The following is a 17,139-nucleotide window of genomic DNA, read 5'->3' as shown; positions in this document are numbered from 1 at the left end:
GGGGCACGGTCCTGCTAAAGCGAAGTTGTCACGTTGAAACGGGACGAATCAGTGTCGCCACCTTAACGCGGGCATCATATTCTACAAAAGAATATATAATTATCTTTTTATCTCAAAATGGTATTTACGCTAGCGACGTCGCCCACCGGCGGCGTTGCCATATCCAGAAAAAAGCAGCTGAGTTAATGATGCGATACATCAACTGCATTAGCCAAATGCCGAGCAGCCCATAGCCGAGACTGACGCCAACCCACCAGGCCAGCGGTAAAAAAAGCAGCCACTGCAGGCTCAACGTTAACAGCATGACGGTTCGCTGAGCGCCCGCGCCCATCAGGGCCTGGGCGAGTACCAATGCGGCGACGTCAATGACCATCATCAGGCCCGTTAACTGAAGCGGCAAAGTGCCAAGCTTAATCAATTCCGGCGCCTTGAAAAACAGGCCAAGCAGTTTGTCCGGCATCCATAGCATGGGCAGGGCCAGTACGACCAGCAGCAGTGCAGCTACCCAGAGCGCGTCCAGACCCCAGCGGTGAGCTTCTTGCTCGGCGTCCCGCCCCAGGGCTTCACCCACCAGGCTCATTGCGGCAACCCCGACACCCACGCCCGGCAATATCAGCAACAGCGACAGGTTGATCAGCACGTGCCCCACCGCAACACTCGCGGTGCCGAGCTGGCTCAACAGCCAGAAAAGCACGGCATAGCCAGCGGCAAACCAAAGCTGCTGGGCCGAGTGCGGCAACGCCAGCCGGGCCGTGGTTCGCAGCCCCTGTATGTCAGGTCGTAACTGGGCCCATGTCAGAGCGCTGCTGTGGCGGGCGGTGATGCCTATCCAGAGCAACAGCCCCACGCCCACCGACAAGCTGGTGGCAACGCCAGCACCACTGGCTTCCAGTTCGGGAAGCCCGGCAAGGCCAAAAATCAATCCCGCGCTGAGCACCACGTTAAGCAGGTGAACCGCCACAATAATGCGCAAATACAGGCGAGTGTACTGACGGCCATTCCAGTAACCACGAAAGCACAGGGTGAGCGCAATCGCCGCCAGCGACAGCACACGCCAGCGGAAGTAATCAACTGCCACGTCATGAACGTCCGGCGTCGGCGAGATCCAATGCATAATCAAAGGCGCCTGCCACCATGCCAGCAGCGCCAGTAATGTGCCACTGATCAAGCCAAGCAGCAGGCCCGCCTGCAACGGCAGGGAGAGGCCAGAATGACCCGCGCCCAGGCGCTGGGCGGTTTGTGATTGAACGCTGGAGGACAGCCCGAACACCAGGGCGGTCATCATGAACATGGCGTAACCGCCAAGGCCAACACCCGCCAACGCTGTTTCGCCTAGACGGCCCACCAAGGCGGCATCGACCAGATTGAGCATGCTCTGCGAGAGCATGCCCAGTATGACCGGCCAAGCCAGACGAACCACTATGCCGTGGCGGTGGGCGACGTAGGGCACAGTCAGCTCGGGTCGTAGGAAAGCACTGGTGACAGCCAGCGCTCCATTTCCTCGAGCGGCATCTGTTTACGCTCAGCCAATACCTTGACCTGGTCTTGGGTAATCTTGCCGGTTGAAAAATATTTGGACTGCGGATGCGAGAAATACCACCCTGATACCGCCGCGGCAGGCCACATGGCAAAGTTTTCGGTCAGCGCCAGTCCGGTATTGGCGGTGGCGTCAAGCAGTCTGAACAGCGTTGCCTTCTCGGTGTGGTCAGGGCAGGCCGGGTAGCCGGGGGCAGGGCGGATACCCTGGTATTTCTCGGCAATCAAGGCGTCATTATCGAGCGACTCCTCGGGCACATAGCCCCAGAACTCCTTGCGCACACGTTCGTGCATGCGCTCGGCAAAGGCTTCCGCCAACCGGTCCGTCAGGGCCTGAACCATGATGGCGTTATAGTCGTCCCCCGCCGCTTCATATTCTTTGGCCAGTTCATCGACCCCGTGCCCGGTGGTCACTGCAAAGCCACCAATCCAGTCCGCTTTGCCGCTGTCCTTGGGGGCGATGAAATCCGCCAGGCTGTAACAGATGCCGTCGCGCCCTTTGGTGGTCTGCTGACGGATATGGTGAAGTCGTTCGACGACATCGGTACGGGATTCATCGGCGTAGACTTCAATGACGTCGTCGTCGACAGTATTTGCCGGCCAGAAGCCAATCACGCCCCGTGCCTGGACGCGCTTTTCATCAAGCAGCTTGCGCAGCATCACCTTGGCATCTTCAAACAGGTTGCGGGCGGCTTCACCGACCACCTTGTCATCCAGAATCTTGGGGAACTTCCCTGCCAACTGCCAGCTCATGAAGAAGGGTGTCCAGTCGATCCGCTCGACGAGTTCATCAAGCGGGTAATTATCGAAGGTTTGTAGCCCCAGTTGATGAGGTTTGCCCGGTGTGTAGCTGGCCCAGTCGGTCCGGAAACGCCGCTTACGCGCCTGGGTGTAGTCAAGGTCGGCGGCTTTGGGGCGACGCTTGGCATTGCGTTCACGAACCTTTTCGTACTCTTCGCGTATTTCGGCGATATAGGGCGTCTTGAGGGACGGGGTAAGCAACCGGCTGGCCACCCCAACGGCCCGGGACGCATCGGTCACATAAATCACCGGATGGTCATACTGGGGTTCGATTTTAACCGCCGTATGCGCTTTCGAGGTCGTTGCACCGCCAATCAGCAGTGGCAGGTCCATGCCGCGACGCTTCATTTCCTTGGCGACGTGAACCATTTCATCCAGGGACGGCGTGATCAAACCGGACAGCCCGATGATATCGGCGTTGTGATCCTTGGCGGCCTGGAGGATTTTCTCGGTGGGCACCATTACGCCAAGGTCAATAACCTCGTAGTTGTTGCACTGAAGCACCACGCCGACGATATTCTTGCCGATATCGTGGACGTCGCCCTTGACCGTCGCCATGACAATCTTGCCCTTGGCCTGGGTGTCAGCGCTTTTTTCGGCCTCGATATAGGGAATCAGATAGGCGACGGCCTGCTTCATGACGCGAGCGGATTTGACCACCTGGGGCAGGAACATCTTGCCCGCGCCAAACAGGTCGCCGACCACGCTCATGCCGTCCATCAATGGCCCTTCAATGACCTCAATGGGGCGTTCCGCCTCGGCGCGTGCCAGTTCGGTATCGTCTTCGATATGCGCTGTGATGCCTTTGACAAGGGCATGTTCGATACGCTTGTTGACCGGCCAGCTGCGCCACTCCAGGTCTTCTTTTTTCGCCGCGCCGCTGCCATCGCCTTTATAGTTATCGGCAATATCGAGCAGGCGCTCGGTACCGTCGCTGCGACGGTTGAGTACCACGTCTTCCACGGCGTCGCGCAGTTCGGCCGGCAGATCGTCGTAAACGGCCAACTGACCGGCATTGACGATCCCCATGGTGAGCCCCGCACGAATGGCGTGGTACAGAAAGACCGAGTGAATCGCTTCGCGTACCGGATTATTACCCCGGAACGAGAAGGAGACGTTGGAAACGCCCCCGGACAGCATCGCATGGGGCAGGTGTTCGCGAATCCACTGGGATGCCTCGATGAAATCAACGGCGTAGTTGTTATGCTCTTCGATACCCGTGGCAATGGCGAAAATGTTGGGGTCGAAAATGATATCTTCCGCCGGGAAACCGATTTCATCTACCAGCAGGCGGTAGGCGCGCTCACAAATCTCGGTCTTGCGGGCGAAGGTATCAGCCTGGCCTTCCTCGTCGAACGCCATCACGACGATGGCGGCCCCGTAGCGCCGGCATTTGGTCGCCTGCTCGCGGAAAGCTTCTTCGCCTTCCTTGAGCGAAATGGAGTTCACCACTGCCTTGCCCTGCACGCACTGAAGGCCGGCTTCGATGATTTCCCATTTGGACGAGTCGATCATGATAGGCACACGGGCGATGTCGGGCTCGCCGGCGATCAGGTTCAGAAAGCGCACCATGGCTTCCTGGGATTCCAGCATGCCCTCATCCATGTTGATATCGATGATCTGGGCGCCGTTTTCCACCTGCTCCAGCGCGACTTCCAGCGCGGTGGTGAAATCTTCTTCCACGATCAGTCGCTTGAAGCGCGCCGAGCCGGTCACATTGGTGCGCTCGCCGACATTCACAAACAGCGAGTCGGCCTCGATGTTGAACGGTTCAAGTCCCGATAACCGGCATGCGCGCGAACGCTCTGGTACCTCCCGGGGCGCCAAACCGTGAACGGCTTCTGCAATGGCGCGGATGTGTTCCGGCGTCGAGCCGCAACAGCCGCCGATAATGTTGACCAGGCCGCTCTGTGCAAACTCGCCGACGATGGCCGCCATTTCTTCAGGCGTTTGGTCGTATTCGCCAAATTCGTTGGGCAGGCCCGCGTTGGGGTGGGCCGATACAAAGGTGTCGGCCTTGGTGGAAAGCTCTTCGACGTACTGGCGTAATTCCTCGGCACCCAACGCGCAGTTTAGGCCCACGGAAAACGGCTCGGCATGGCGAATCGAATTCCAGAAAGCTTCCGTGGTTTGCCCCGACAGCGTCCGCCCGGAAGCATCGGTGATGGTGCCGGAAATCATCACTGGCAACCGGTTGCCCAGGGACTCGAACAGTTCATCAAGGGCGTAGATCGCGGCCTTGGCATTCAGCGTATCGAAGATGGTCTCGATCATGATCAGATCGGCGCCGCCTTCGATCAGCGACTTGGCTGCTTCAAGGTAATTGTCGCGCAGCTCATTAAATGTGACGTTACGCTTGGCAGGGTCGTTGACATCCGGCGACAGCGACGCGGTTCGCGAGGTAGGGCCCAGCACACCCGCCACATATCGCGGTACGCCGGTCTCTTCGGCAACGGCGTCACACACTTCCCGGGCCAGCCGTGCCGATTCCCGATTCAGCTCCGGCACAATATCTTCCATGCCATAGTCAGCCTGGGAGAGGCGCGTGCTGTTGAAAGTGTTGGTTTCAATAATATCGGCACCGGCCTCGAGATAATCGCGGTGAATGCGGGTCACCACGTCGGGGCAGGTCAGCGCCAGCAAGTCATTGTTGCCTTTCAGGTCCGACGGCCAGTCACTGAAACGCTGGCCACGAAACTCCTCCTCGCTCAGCTCGGCATTCTGCAACATGGTCCCCATGCCGCCATCCAGGATATGGATACGTTGATTCAGGCGTTGGGAGAGGGTGGCAATCAAATCACTAGCAGCCATGGCAGGGGGATGTCTCCAGCGTCACAGTCAAAAAAGGTATTTTTATCGTCGGCAATCGCCGTTCAAATGAACCAACGGCGCACTATGATAACAAAGGGTGCCAGGCGGGGCAGCAATGTATTGTTTATGAATGCCATAGGCCCCATTAACAATACACCGGAAATAGCCTAGTAAAACAGTCGGGATTGTGTCGGCGCGCTGTTTTGCTTACCATAGACACAAAATGACATGTGAAGTGGCCCCGCCACTGCCACGGGAGGAAAACAACCCTCATGACCACGACAGCAGAAGCCGATACCAACGTCGATACCCAGGGTATTGATATCACGAACAGTGCGCAGGATTACCTGGCGGAATTGCTGGAAAAGCAAAACGTAGAAGGCATCGCCGTGCGCATTTTCATCACCCAGCCAGGTACACCTTACGCCGAAACGTGTCTGGCCTATTGTCGCCCGGGCGAAGAAGAGCCGACTGACGAAAAGCTTGAGCTCGAAAAAATCAATGTGTTTCTCGACAAGAACAGCTTGGCGTTCCTTGAAGAAGCCGTGGTCGACTTTAACGCCGACCGCATGGGCGGTCAGCTGACCATCAAGGCCCCAAACGCCAAAATGCCCAAGGTCAACGCGGACAGCCCACTTGAAGACCGCGTCAACTATGTTCTGTACAGCGAGATCAACCCAGGTCTGGCCTCTCACGGCGGAGAAGTCAAGCTGGTCGAACTGACCGAGCAGAACATGGCGGTGCTGGCCTTCGGCGGTGGTTGCCAGGGGTGTGCGGCCGTTGACCTGACCCTCAAGGACGGCGTCGAAAAAACGCTTATGGAACGTATTCCCGAGCTTGGCGGCATTCGTGATGTGACCGACCATTCGGACACCACCAACGCTTACTACCGGTAAGCGATAGCGTCCCAACAGCATTATGATGCCCAGCACCCGCTGGGCATTATCGTTTAAGAGTGCCCGTTGATGCTAGCCGTCTACTCAAGGCTATCTTTATCTTCGCGCTCACCGTCCTGATCACGCGACAGTGATGTCGGCAGGTCGGTTAACTGTCGCTGCATGGCGTCCATTCTTGACCAAAGCTGCTCCTGCCAGGCCTTTTCGCGAGCGTCATGCTGCCGCGCTTCTTCGGCTAATGCCGATTCTGCATCGTCGAGTTTCTTGATCGCCTCTTGGTAGCGTTGCTCCAGCGCATTCAGCGCTGCCTGAAGCTGCTGTTGAGCTTGCTGCTCGGCATGCGCCTCCAACTGATACTGATAGATTGATTTTTCCAGCGTTTTAACCTCTTGGGCCAGTTTCTCGTTGCGTTTATCAGCCTGTTTCAGCCGCTGCTGGTAGGCGCTTTCTTCCTGTGCCCGTTCCTGTCGGGCGCTGTCCAGCAAGCTCATTAGGCGATCTTCGGCAGCTTCATGGCGCTGCTCTTCCTGAGTCAGGCGCGCCTGCCATTCGGCTTGCTGTTGGCTGAGCTGATCGGCATGTTGCGCCTGATGCTCACCCAACTGTTGCTGGGCTCGCTCATAGGCGGACTGCCACTTGGCCACCTCTTCACGTGCCTCTCTTGCTTGAGTCCGCCACTGGGCTTCATCGGCTTGGCTGGCCGCCAGGTCTCGACTAAGCCCCTCGACGCGCGTTTCTGTATGACGCAGATGTTCCGCCAGGGCGCTTTCACGCTGCTCCGCATTGGCGGCCCGCTGGTCGGCGTCGTTGGCTTCAAGCTTTGCAGTCTCAACCTGGCGGTCGGCTTCTTCACGGTAATGGCATAACGCATCGTGCGCCGCCTCCCTGGCTTCCTTCCATAGTTCACTGGCAACGCTGACCACTGCCTCAGGCAACCCTTTGGGCGGTGGGACGTCACGGTTGTGCTCACGCTCAAGACGCCACTGGCGGAAATGTTCACTGATGGTGGTGAAGCTACCCGTACCGAGCACTTCACGAATACGCTGCACGCTGGGCGTATCGCCTCGGCTGAGCAACGTATCGATGGCCTGCTGTACATCTTGATATTGAACGCCGCTGCGTGCCATTTGCGAGCTCCTTATTGGGGTTAGTGGCAGTCATTATCCCGCCCCGGGTCATACAAGGCAATATTACGTAATATGTAAAGTGTAATTTATTTATTTTAAATTGGTTAAATTCAAGATTACCCGTATTATCTTGAATTTATAAGGTATAAAAGGCAGACTTGGCGCACCCGTTAGCAACTGGGCCGAATAAGAAGGGAAGAGGGACGATTAGGGTGAGAGAGGAGCAGGGTCGCCAATGGAAACGCGAGATAATACAGCTATCGCCAACCCGATATCGCCGCTGGAAAACCTCAGCGGTTCGCCGGTTTTGCCACACATTACCGCCAACACGGATGTGGAAGCGGTGGCGGCGTGGCTCGCCGAGTACCAGGACAGCCCGCAAACCTGGAAGTGCTATCGTCGGGAAGCCGAGCGCTTGCTGCTGTGGCTCAAGGCTCAGAATTTGACGCTTGGCCAGGTAAACCGTGACGTGCTGCGTCACTTCGAGAACTTCCTGGCCGATCCGCAGCCAAGCGCGCAGTGGGCGGGGCCTACCAAGCCCCGTCATCACCCGCAATGGCGCCCGTTTCGAGGTGGTCTTTCCCCGGCCAGTCGCCGGCAAAGCCTGATCATTCTGCAGGGGTTATTCAGTTGGCTGGTAGAAGCAGGCTGGGTGCGCCATAACCCATTTCGCCTGATGCGCGATAAATCGCGTCGCTTGAACAACCAGGCGCCGCGGATTGAGCGCTATCTGGAGCGCGAGCTATGGGGGTGGCTCTGGCAGTGGCTTAACCAGCCAGCGGGGAAGGGCGAACGCGACCGTTACGAAATGGCCAGGCGACGTTTTATCTTTGGTTTTGCGTACCTGCTGGCTCCCCGCGTGAGTGAAATGGCCGATGCCCGTATGGGCGATTTTCATCAAAGCGAGGGCCGTTGGTGGTGGTCCGTCGTTGGCAAGGGCAATAAGGTCGCCCATATTCCGCTACCCGCTGACATGCTGGAATGCCTGGCTGAATGGCGACAAACCCTGGGACTCGCTACCACGCCACCCCATCACGACGATACGCCGGTACTTCGCGCTTTGGACAAGAAGCGGGGGATTGGTCATAACCAGCTCTACCGTCTGATACGTGAGACTTTCAACGAAGCGGCCAACGCGCTGGAAGCGGCTGAAGGAAGCCCTGCTAATATCGCGGCGTTGCGTCGAGCAACCCCCCACTGGTTGCGCCATACGTCCATTACCCATCAAGCCCAGGCAGGCATCAGCCTGCGGCATCTGGCCGACAGTGCTCGCCACTCGCGCCTGGATACCACGGCGCGCTATCTGCACAATGAGGCTATCGAGTGGCACCAGCAACAGCAGCGCCATCAGATTGAGCCGAGAGTCACCCAAGACGACGCTGAGACGTTATAATGGGCGGCATACGTGACACCAACGCTAAAGGAATCACCATGAGCACGTCCGGTGCCGAGTTAGCCCAGCAGGAACTGATCGAAGAGTTCGACATGTTTGATAACTGGATGGACCGTTATCAATACATCATTGATATGGGCAAGCAGCTCCCCCATTACCCAGACGAGTGGAAAACTGACGAGTATAAAATTCAGGGGTGTCAGTCGAACGTGTGGATGCACCATGAACAGCAAGACGACAAGCTGATCTTCAAGGCGACCTCTGATGCGGCGATAGTCTCGGGCTTGATTGCCGTGCTGCTGCGTATTTACAGCGAAAGAACCGCTGCCGAGGTGAGCGTCACAGAGCCGCATTTCATGACGGATCTGGGCCTGGACAAGCACCTGTCGCCAACGCGTAGTAACGGCTTGCATGCCATGTTGGAGCGCATTTACCAGGTTGCCCGGCAGAGCGCTTAATCACGCCGGGAGTGATGGTGACCATCGGTGTGAGCGTGTTCCTCGTCTTCCCGGCACAAGGCTTCGCTGCGCCCGCCGGGTACGGGGTCCATCCCGCCGTTGCTTCCCGGGTGGCATTTCAGAATACGCTTCATCGCCATCCAGCTACCTTTGAACGGCCCGTGTACCTGAATGGCTTCAATGGTATAAGACGAACAGCTTGGCCAAAAACGACAGCGCGGGCCGAGCAGGGGGCTTAACGTATATTGATAAGTGCGCACCATGACAACCAGGCAATGACCGACCAGCCAACGAACGGCACTAACCAGTGCGCGCCAAGCCGTCATGGTGATGGCTTGGCGTAGAGCTCGGCGGGGTCAATAAGTGGCTCGCTGTTGACCGTCACGCCTTCACTTGAAAGTGACAGGTAAAAGCAGCTTCGCCGACCCGTATGGCAGGCAGGTCCTGTTTGGTCCACCTGGAGCAGCAGCGTGTCTCCATCACAGTCGAGGGCCGCTGATACGAGATGCTGCTGCTGGCCGGAAGACTCACCTTTTCGCCATAATTTGCCGCGCGAGCGTGAGTAATAGCATACCCGCTGCGTTTGCAGTGTTTCTTCCAGGGATGCGCGGTTCATCCAGGCCATCATCAATACTTCGCCGGTATCGTGCTGTTGGGCGATGGCTGGCATCAATCCGTCCGCATTAAAAGCGGCGGCATCGAGCAACGCCGTGACTGAGAGAAGGGTATCCGCGGGAGATGCCGACTCAAGGTCTTTGAGTAATGAATTTTTGGAGGACATGTTCACGATTCCTCATGGGGTTGGCAGCGCTGGCATAGCCCCTGTAGCTCAATGGTTTGGCGCTGTACATTGAAGCCTTGACGCTGGGCGAGGGCAGCCAGTTGATCGCTGATTTCATCCAGGTGGAGTTCTTCCACGTAGCCACACTGTCGGCAGATAAGCAGTTGAAAGCCATGGGCATGCTCCGGACATGCGCAGGCAACATAGGCGTTTTGCGATTCGATACGGTGCACCAGTCCCTGCTCGATAAGAAACTCGAGGGCACGATACACCGTCGGGGGGCGAGCAGCCGCGTGCTCTGTGGAGAGTTTATCAAGTAGATCATAGGCCTTTAAGCCGCCGCCATGACGCGCAATCAGTTCAAGCACACGGCGCCGAATAGGCGTAAAGCGCACCCCCCGCGTGTGGCATTGGGATTCTGCCTGTTGTAATAGCACATTGGCGTGTGTCATAGACGTCTCGTTGACCATGGTGAGCGCAGTTCACGCGCTGAAGAGTAGTTTACGCGCTTGCAGGAGGCGTGTCAGGTGGGTCAATCAACTCACTCACGCGGGCAAAATGATGCTGTGCAAACGCCACACGCTTCTCGGCCGGCACACCATCGGGCTGACGTTCAATAAGGTCCAGGCGGCGGCGCAGCCCTTCACCGTTGGTCATCTGGATGGCAAGACCGGGGCGGGCATTGAGCTCTAATAGCATCGGGCCATGCTGGCGGTCGAGCACCATGTCGGTTCCCAGGTACCCCAAGCCGGTCATTTCATAACAACCGGCCGCTAAGTTAAGCAAGGTTTCCCACTGCGGAACTTTGAGACTAGCAAGATCATGCCCTGTATCGGGGTGGACAAAGCAGGGACGATCAAACTGAACGCCGCGAAGGGCAGCGCCCGTTGCCATATTAAGCCCCACCCCGACAGCCCCCTGATGCAGGTTGGCCTTGCCATCCGACGCCGCCGTGGAAAGTCGCATCATGGCCATGACGGGGTAGCCTTTAAAGACGATGACACGAATATCGGGCACGCCTTCATAGGTGTAGGCCATCAGGCTTTCATCAAAGTTGATCAGTGTCTCGACAACGGCGACATCGGGTGAGCCGCCAAGCGAATAGAGTCCTGACAGGATATTCGATACATGGCGCTCGATGTCGGTGATCGACAGGCGAGCACCGCTGGGCTTGATAAAATCGTCGCCCTCAATCTTTTCAACCACCAGAATCCCTTTGCCGCCGCTGCCTTTGGCCGGCTTGATCACAAAGCCATGGTGGCCTGCCAATATGCGTCCGATATGTTTGACCCCAAACTGCGTCGTCACCGTGCCGATTAACGCCGGAGAGGTAATTCCATAACGCTGCGCCAGTAGCTTGGTTTTCAGCTTGTCATCGACCAGCGGGTAAAGACGCCGATTGTTGTAACGCCCGATATAACGGATGTTACGCCGGTTCATACCAATGATGCCTTTGTCACGCAGTTGCGTCGGCCATGTCCAATTGCTCAGCAAGCTCATGAGGGTTTGTCTTCCTCGGTAATGGGCTTGAAGCGCCTCAGTTCCAGCAGGCGGTAACCGGTGTAATTACCGAGCAAAAGAATCAGCGCCATCAAGATAAACTGAACCCCCAGGAAGTTGAAGGTGATGTGTCGCACCCACGGATTGTTCATGGCCAGGAACGCAATGACGGCTGTCAGCAAGCTCCCGCCGCCCTGTATCAGGACCTGCTTGGGACCTTCTTCTTCCCACAGAATCGACATCCGCTCGATCGTCCAGGCCAGAATGATCATCGGGAAAAAGGTAATGGTGAGTCCGGCGTTCAAGCCCATTCGGTACGCCAGCACCGAGAACACCGAGATGATGGCAATGACGGTGATGATCACCGCCGAGACCCTGGCAACCAACAATAAATTCAAGTAAGACAAGTAATTGCGGATTATCAGGCCTACCGATACGACCAGCAGAAAACCAATTAATCCGGTTGCCAGACTGGTCTGGATGAAGGCGAGGGCAATCAGTACAGGCATGAAGGTGCCCGAGGTTTTGATGCCTACCAGTACGCGCAGGAAGACGACGACCAGCGCCCCAATCGGGATAAGCAAGATGGTTTGGAATAGGGCCTGTTCTTCCAGCGGGAGGCTGTGAATCGAGAAATTCAGCAGCGTATCGTTGGAGTTGTGGTTACGTACCGCCGCGGATGCGGGCTGATAGTGGGTCATCATCGAGAAGCTGACCCGGGAATTGGTCCCGCCTTGTACCTCAAGTACAGCGTCGCCGGTCGTTTCCCATAGCAGCAGATTGTCAGGCTTGCCTTGGACACCGGTAATGGGATGAAAAAGCGACCATGTTTCATCGTTTTCATCGAAGACCTGAATCCAGGTGCTCAGCGTTTGTCGGCGACGGCCATCGTCAAGTAGCAAGCCGCTAACCCCTCGAGCTTTCACACCTGCCTGGTTAAGCAGGCGAACAACCAGTGGTGCAGGGTCCATCTCGCCAAGCAGAAGGCGAGCATTTTCATCCTGGCGTTCTCCGTTTGTATCGCGAATCAACTCCCGGGCAAAGGTGGCGTTATTGGCACTTCGCTCCCAGGCTTCCTCGATAAGCTGCTCAGCAGCTGAGTCGTAAGGACTTTCCCATTCGACGGCAGGAGGAAGCTCAGGTGCAGTCTGCACCGGCGCTTGCGCCTCGGGCGATACCAGCATTTGAACGGAATAATACAGCTGCTGTTCACCATCAGCCTCGCGAATCGTCCACTCCGCACGCCGACCTGCTTCATCTGCCTGGTAAGCCAGCCCATAACCGGAAGACGCTGTGTTCTCGGTGAGTATGCGGTATCCGGCCTGCTGGGTCGGCAGTGCAAGATCAACCTCTACAGGCCCATCCTGAGCATCAAAGGTGATGACGGCCTCGATTTCCCATACCTGGCGCTGCTCACCTGGCACCCAGGGTATTTCAAACTGCAGGTGACGATGTACACTCATCGCAATGCCGGCTGCGAGCAATAAACCGACAATAAAATAAAAGGGTAGCCGTGACATTAAGATTCCTTTCAAAAGTGACAGTGGCGACTGTCGTTATTCTTCACTATCGTCCGAGTCGGCCGCTTCATCCTCAGCCGCTTCGTCGGCGGGCTCACCACCTGGGAATTCAGGTCGATCGAAGCGATAAGTTTCAGCCACATCAATAAGGGCAATATCGAGTAAAAAACGACGACCAAGCAGAACAGGGTAGTCCAGGTGACTGCGGTTACTAAGGGTGAACTCCACATTTTCGCTAAGCGGACCCAGGGTTAGCAGCAGGGAAATCACCAGGCGCGATTCTTCTCCGGAGGCCTGTACAATACGGACGCGACGCTCGATAGGCGCTTCAATCCACTCATCGCGGATACTTTCAACCACGACATCTTCTTCATTAAGCGCCAACTTGAAGCGCACCCAGTCTTCACCGTCACGCTCAAAGGGCGTGATGTCACGGGCAGATAGCGATGATGTATTGGCGCCTGAATCCACTTGGGCCTGGAGATAGGTACCAATACTCGGCAATCCCACCCATTCATTGCGGCCAAGCAGCGTTTTATTTTCAAGCAGGTCGTTTTCAACGTTACATTCTTCACGAACCACGATGGATTCTTGGTTGTGCGCATCCAGTTGCTGCACGTCGTTACGTAGGCGACGAAGCAGGCTGCCAACTTCACGCACATCGGCGGTGAAGACTTCCTGCTGGTCAAGCTGGCGTTGCTGCAAGGAAGCGGTCTCGCCACACTGCTGGGACAACTGGGTCTGTAACCTATCCATGCGCATGTTGAATGCTGCTTCATCAAGAGGCGGAGGGCCTTCGGGAGCAGGCTTCGGCAATGCACAGCCAGACACCAAAACAGCCGAACCTACTATCAACCAAACAACACCTTTACGCATAACATGGACATCCGTGATCAATAAGAAGATGAATGATAAGGAGTAGTGAGACCGGTTGTCCAACAACCGCGTGGTGTTATTTACCGGCAATCCATTCAATTTAACATAATATATATTATGCGAACCGAAAGGATAGATTGGCTTTAGCCACAATTCCTGCGATAGTCTTGACAGTAATTATACATGCCACGTTGTCTATATAGGAAAAACGCGATGAGAAAACCTGTACACGCTACCGTTATCGCCCTCTTGGTTGTTTTCCTTGCCAGCTGTTCGAGTGTCGACATCGAAGATTACGCCGATACAGAACCGCGACTGGATATTGCGGAATACTTTACCGGCTCAACACGCGCCTGGGGCATGGTACAGGATTACAGCGGCGAGGTTCAGCGCCGGTTTACCGTGACCATCGATGGCCGTGTTGAAAACGGCACGCTCATTCTGGATGAAGACTTCGTGTTTGCCGATGGCGAGACAGACAAGCGCGTATGGCGCTTCGAGCGTATCGATGAGCATCGTTGGGTGGGTACTGCCAACGACGTCGAGGAGCCCGTTGAAGCCCGCCAGTACGGTCATGCGTTCCACATGAATTACCCACTTGATGTGGCGATCGGCGATAGAACGATAAACTTCACCATGGATGACTGGATGTACTTACAACCAGATGGACGATTGATCAATCGTACCGCGATGAAAAAGTTTGGTTTAACCCTGGGTGAGATCACGCTGGTTTTTGAGCAAGCAACGCCGCGATCAAAATAATAGTCGCTTTGATGCATCAGCCTCTGCCGCACCCAAAAACAGCCTGCTGATCAGCAGGCTGTTTTAGTACTAAGGTTTTAGTACGGTGTGCCAAAAAAGCTTGAGCCCCATGGCTCAATCATCGGCTGGTGCGTACGAGCCATCTTCACGGTGTACTTCGTTGCCTGTGATTGGCGGTGTGAACACACAGGCCAGATGCATCGTTTTATGAGCACGCAGCAGGTGTTCGTCATGCTGGTCAAGAATGTAGATGTCACCGGGCTTGATCGGCCAGATTTTGCCATCTGCCAGGGTTTCTACCTCACCCTCACCTTCGATGCAGTAGACGGATTCATAGTGATGCTTGTAATGAATATGCGTTTCGGTGCCTTCGAAGATGCGCGTAATGTGGAACGAGAAGTTGCCACCATCATCAGCCAGTACCAGGCGCGTGCTGTCCCAGTTTCCGTTTTCGGCTGTCACTAAGCGATCTGTTTGGCGAGCTTCTTCAATGTTGCGAACGATCATACGTGTGCTCCAGTTCAGAGGCGGCCCGGACGGTACCGCGTACGTTATATCTTAGCGGAAGATCAGTAGCGTTGTTACTCGCTAGCGACGGCTTTGACACATTTTTCCAGGATATCCAGCCCTTCCAGCAGGTCTTCATCGCTGATGGTCAGCGGGCACAGGCACTTGACCACTTCACCGTCTTGACCGCTGGTCTCGATAATCAGACCGTGTTCAAACGCCATACCGGTGATTTTATCGGCGATATCACCTGATACAACGTCGATGCCACGCATCAAGCCACGGCCTCGCTCAGTCGCTGGCATGCCGTTTTCGGAGAGAATAGCGGCTAACGATTTAAAACGCTCTTCTACAATACGGGCTTTACGCTGCACGTCACGCTCGAAGGTATCGTTTGACCAGTATTTTTTGAAGGCGGCAGTGGCCGTGACCATCGCCAGATTGAAACCGCGGAAGGTACCGTTGTACTGACCTGGCTTCCACTTATCCAGTTCAGGCTTGATGAGCACATGGGCAAACGGCATCCCGAAGCCTGACAGCGACTTGGAGTTGGTCACCATATCAGGGTTGATGCCCGCGTGCTCGAAGCTGAAGAACTTGCCGGTACGACCACAGCCTGCCTGGATATCGTCAATGATCAACAGAATGTCGTGGGCTTTACAAATCTCTGCCAGGCGTTTGAGCCACTCGATACCGGCGACGTTGATACCGCCCTCGCCTTGCACCGTTTCGACAATCACCGCGGCTGGCACATCCAGACCGCCCGATTTATCCTTCAATAGCTTCTCGAAATAATCGAGAGTGTCGGCATGTTCGCCCATGTAGCCATCAAAAGGCAGGAAGCTTGCTCCCTGGGTCGGGATGCCACCGGTGGCTTCGCGGAATTTACGGTTACCGGTGGTTGCCAGGGCCCCCATGGTGACGCCGTGGAAACCGTTAGTGAAGGTGACGATGTTGTGACGCCCTTTCGCAACACGCGCCAAGCGGATGGCGGCTTCTACCGCATTGGTGCCGGTAGGGCCAGGAAGGTGAACTTTATAATCCAGTCCACGAGGCTTGAGAATGACATTTTCAAGCGTTTCCAGATAATCGCGTTTTGCATCGGTCCACATATCCAGGCCGTGAACGACACCATCTGTTGCCAGATAGTCGATCATGGCTTGCTTCAGATGAGGGTTATTATGCCCATAGTTCAATGTGCCCGCACCGGCGAGAAAATCGATGTATTCTCGGCCGTTTTCATCGGTCAATCGGGCATTCTGCGCCTTGGTGAACACCACAGGGAAAGAGCGAGAATAGGTACGAACATTGGATTCCATGCGTTCGAGTGTCTGGGTCTGCATTAGCGACCTCCTTTTTAATAAGAATCAGTTTGCCAAGCGAAAGGAAACAAAGGTAACGCGAGCGGGAAAACCGGTCAGATGTTGTGGGTATTGAACGGACCAATACGCACCAGGTTTTCCGGATCGTGCTCGCCCCCGAGTTGTTCGGTTGAAAAGTACTCGCGGCTGTTCAGTGGTGCCTGCCAGCGGCCTGCCAGCCGTTTGAACAAGCCCCATGAAGCTTGGTTATCGGGCGTGATCGTCGTTTCAAGGTGGTGGACATCGGCCAATTCCGGGCGCGACATGATGGCTTCGACCAGGCGACGTGCCAGCCCGGTTCCCCTGGCCTTTTCACCCACGGCCACCTGCCATAAAAAATACGTATCCGGCGCATTGTCCTTTACATAGCCAGATACAAAACCAACGATTTCACCTTCTTCATTGGTCGCAACGGCACAGGTGTCACGGAATTGGGTGGCTAGCAGAAGATAGGCATAGGCGGAATTTACATCCAGCGGGGGGCACGCTTTTATCAATTCATATACCCCCCAGCCGTCTTCGGCATTAGGCTTGCGAATGTACAGCGGGGTGTCCGCATGGCCAACAACGGCATCGGCGACGGTCGGTCGTGCCAAGTCTGCTGAAGGGGTAAACGGCGGTATTGGGGTGCTCATGGTTATGCTTCGCTGTTGCGATTTTGGATGTGATTATAACAGCTGCTTATGAGCAATTCAAAAATCATGTTATTCAACTCCCTATTTTCGATAATTATTTATTATACGAGAAGCCTGTCCTTGGCGAACTGGATGCCGTTACCCCTCTACTGCCTATGATGAGTTTAGCTTAAAG

At 55.8% G+C, this 17,139-nt stretch carries 16 protein-coding genes; 4 read left to right on the top strand and 12 right to left on the bottom strand.

Translation table 11 applies throughout. The features are described from left to right. Window positions 1-124 precede the first annotated feature (124 nt). Together B7L15_RS08585 and metH are read right to left on the bottom strand one after the other, a co-directional pair. Window positions 125-1,450 carry an MATE family efflux transporter gene (locus tag B7L15_RS08585; RefSeq protein WP_254902890.1) on the bottom strand — a complete coding sequence of 442 codons (1,326 nt, stop codon included), beginning with the start codon at window positions 1,448-1,450 and terminating at the stop codon, window positions 125-127. A 2-nt stretch (window positions 1,451-1,452) separates the two neighbouring features. Beyond that, window positions 1,453-5,148, bottom strand: a complete 3,696-nt coding sequence (metH, locus tag B7L15_RS08580) for a methionine synthase (protein ID WP_085918574.1) — start codon at window positions 5,146-5,148, stop codon at window positions 1,453-1,455. Between the two features lie 272 nt (window positions 5,149-5,420). Here metH and nfuA point away from each other — a divergent pair, with 272 nt between their 5' ends. Further along, window positions 5,421-6,044: a Fe-S biogenesis protein NfuA gene (gene nfuA, locus B7L15_RS08575; RefSeq protein ID WP_085918573.1), complete on the top strand. Its 624-nt coding sequence runs from the start codon at window positions 5,421-5,423 to the stop codon at window positions 6,042-6,044. 80 nt (window positions 6,045-6,124) lie between these two features. Here the strand turns inward: nfuA and B7L15_RS08570 are convergent, their stop codons facing one another. After that, on the bottom strand, window positions 6,125-7,171 hold the full coding sequence (locus B7L15_RS08570) for a DNA-binding protein (protein WP_085918572.1): 1,047 nt from the start codon (window positions 7,169-7,171) through the stop codon (window positions 6,125-6,127). A 235-nt stretch (window positions 7,172-7,406) separates the two neighbouring features. Here B7L15_RS08570 and B7L15_RS08565 point away from each other — a divergent pair, with 235 nt between their 5' ends. Together B7L15_RS08565 and B7L15_RS08560 are read left to right on the top strand one after the other, a co-directional pair. Further along, window positions 7,407-8,564 carry a tyrosine-type recombinase/integrase gene (locus B7L15_RS08565; RefSeq protein WP_085918571.1) on the top strand — a complete coding sequence of 386 codons (1,158 nt, stop codon included), beginning with the start codon at window positions 7,407-7,409 and terminating at the stop codon, window positions 8,562-8,564. A 38-nt stretch (window positions 8,565-8,602) separates the two neighbouring features. Continuing rightward, entirely contained in the window at window positions 8,603-9,022 is a 420-nt protein-coding gene (locus tag B7L15_RS08560; RefSeq protein ID WP_085918570.1) for a SufE family protein, read from the top strand. Here the strand turns inward: B7L15_RS08560 and yidD are convergent. From yidD to B7L15_RS08530, 6 genes are read right to left on the bottom strand one after another with little or no spacing between them, the layout of a single operon-like run. Then, the gene (yidD, locus tag B7L15_RS08555; RefSeq protein WP_085918569.1) at window positions 9,019-9,348 is read right to left on the bottom strand and encodes a membrane protein insertion efficiency factor YidD; all 330 of its coding nucleotides are present in this window, start codon (window positions 9,346-9,348) and stop codon (window positions 9,019-9,021) included. The genes B7L15_RS08560 and yidD overlap by 4 nt on opposite strands. Continuing rightward, the gene (gene hisI / locus B7L15_RS08550) at window positions 9,345-9,803 is read right to left on the bottom strand and encodes a phosphoribosyl-AMP cyclohydrolase (RefSeq protein ID WP_085918568.1); all 459 of its coding nucleotides are present in this window, start codon (window positions 9,801-9,803) and stop codon (window positions 9,345-9,347) included. Before hisI ends, yidD begins: the two co-directional genes overlap by 4 nt. 2 nt (window positions 9,804-9,805) lie before the next feature. Beyond that, window positions 9,806-10,255, bottom strand: a complete 450-nt coding sequence (locus tag B7L15_RS08545; RefSeq protein WP_085918567.1) for a transcriptional repressor — start codon at window positions 10,253-10,255, stop codon at window positions 9,806-9,808. Between the two features lie 49 nt (window positions 10,256-10,304). Then, the gene (locus B7L15_RS08540) at window positions 10,305-11,303 is read right to left on the bottom strand and encodes an alpha-L-glutamate ligase-like protein (protein WP_085918566.1); all 999 of its coding nucleotides are present in this window, start codon (window positions 11,301-11,303) and stop codon (window positions 10,305-10,307) included. Then, window positions 11,300-12,823, bottom strand: coding sequence for an inactive transglutaminase family protein (locus B7L15_RS08535; protein ID WP_085918565.1), 1,524 nt, complete (start codon window positions 12,821-12,823; stop codon window positions 11,300-11,302). Before B7L15_RS08535 ends, B7L15_RS08540 begins: the two co-directional genes overlap by 4 nt. Before the next feature lie 36 nt (window positions 12,824-12,859). Next, window positions 12,860-13,699 carry an ATP-dependent zinc protease family protein gene (locus tag B7L15_RS08530; RefSeq protein ID WP_085918564.1) on the bottom strand — a complete coding sequence of 280 codons (840 nt, stop codon included), beginning with the start codon at window positions 13,697-13,699 and terminating at the stop codon, window positions 12,860-12,862. A gap of 213 nt (window positions 13,700-13,912) precedes the next feature. On the opposite strand from B7L15_RS08530, the gene B7L15_RS08525 reads away from it, so the two are divergent. Next, a complete protein-coding gene (locus tag B7L15_RS08525; protein WP_085918563.1) occupies window positions 13,913-14,461 on the top strand; it encodes a DUF3833 domain-containing protein in 549 nt (182 codons plus the stop codon). A gap of 114 nt (window positions 14,462-14,575) precedes the next feature. On the opposite strand, the gene B7L15_RS08520 is transcribed toward B7L15_RS08525, so the two are convergent. The 3 genes from B7L15_RS08520 to ectA form a co-directional block, all read right to left on the bottom strand. After that, window positions 14,576-14,968: an ectoine synthase gene (locus tag B7L15_RS08520; protein WP_085918562.1), complete on the bottom strand. Its 393-nt coding sequence runs from the start codon at window positions 14,966-14,968 to the stop codon at window positions 14,576-14,578. 74 nt (window positions 14,969-15,042) lie between these two features. Further along, complete coding sequence (gene ectB / locus B7L15_RS08515; RefSeq protein WP_085918561.1) at window positions 15,043-16,311, bottom strand: diaminobutyrate--2-oxoglutarate transaminase; 1,269 nt, start codon at window positions 16,309-16,311, stop codon at window positions 15,043-15,045. Between the two features lie 74 nt (window positions 16,312-16,385). Next, window positions 16,386-16,964, bottom strand: coding sequence for a diaminobutyrate acetyltransferase (gene ectA, locus B7L15_RS08510; protein WP_085918560.1), 579 nt, complete (start codon window positions 16,962-16,964; stop codon window positions 16,386-16,388). Between the last annotated feature and the right edge of the window lie 175 nt (window positions 16,965-17,139).

The organism is Halomonas sp. CSM-2 (genome assembly GCF_002119345.1).
GTDB lineage: Bacteria > Pseudomonadota > Gammaproteobacteria > Pseudomonadales > Halomonadaceae > Vreelandella > Vreelandella janggokensis.
This window is presented reverse-complemented; position numbering and strand designations above follow the sequence as displayed.

Bases quoted from the DNA above. Each gene is read 5' to 3' on its own strand.
- metH (WP_085918574.1), bottom strand. From the start codon at position 5,148: ATGGCTGCTAGTGATTTGATTGCCACCCTCTCCCAACGCCTGAATCAA.
- nfuA (WP_085918573.1), top strand. From the start codon at position 5,421: ATGACCACGACAGCAGAAGCCGATACCAACGTCGATACCCAGGGTATT.
- B7L15_RS08570 (WP_085918572.1), bottom strand. From the start codon at position 7,171: ATGGCACGCAGCGGCGTTCAATATCAAGATGTACAGCAGGCCATCGAT.
- B7L15_RS08565 (WP_085918571.1), top strand. From the start codon at position 7,407: ATGGAAACGCGAGATAATACAGCTATCGCCAACCCGATATCGCCGCTG.
- B7L15_RS08560 (WP_085918570.1), top strand. From the start codon at position 8,603: ATGAGCACGTCCGGTGCCGAGTTAGCCCAGCAGGAACTGATCGAAGAG.
- yidD (WP_085918569.1), bottom strand. From the start codon at position 9,348: ATGACGGCTTGGCGCGCACTGGTTAGTGCCGTTCGTTGGCTGGTCGGT.
- hisI (WP_085918568.1), bottom strand. From the start codon at position 9,803: ATGTCCTCCAAAAATTCATTACTCAAAGACCTTGAGTCGGCATCTCCC.
- B7L15_RS08545 (WP_085918567.1), bottom strand. From the start codon at position 10,255: ATGACACACGCCAATGTGCTATTACAACAGGCAGAATCCCAATGCCAC.
- B7L15_RS08540 (WP_085918566.1), bottom strand. From the start codon at position 11,303: ATGAGCTTGCTGAGCAATTGGACATGGCCGACGCAACTGCGTGACAAA.
- B7L15_RS08535 (WP_085918565.1), bottom strand. From the start codon at position 12,823: ATGTCACGGCTACCCTTTTATTTTATTGTCGGTTTATTGCTCGCAGCC.
- B7L15_RS08530 (WP_085918564.1), bottom strand. From the start codon at position 13,699: ATGCGTAAAGGTGTTGTTTGGTTGATAGTAGGTTCGGCTGTTTTGGTG.
- B7L15_RS08525 (WP_085918563.1), top strand. From the start codon at position 13,913: ATGAGAAAACCTGTACACGCTACCGTTATCGCCCTCTTGGTTGTTTTC.
- B7L15_RS08520 (WP_085918562.1), bottom strand. From the start codon at position 14,968: ATGATCGTTCGCAACATTGAAGAAGCTCGCCAAACAGATCGCTTAGTG.
- ectB (WP_085918561.1), bottom strand. From the start codon at position 16,311: ATGCAGACCCAGACACTCGAACGCATGGAATCCAATGTTCGTACCTAT.
- ectA (WP_085918560.1), bottom strand. From the start codon at position 16,964: ATGAGCACCCCAATACCGCCGTTTACCCCTTCAGCAGACTTGGCACGA.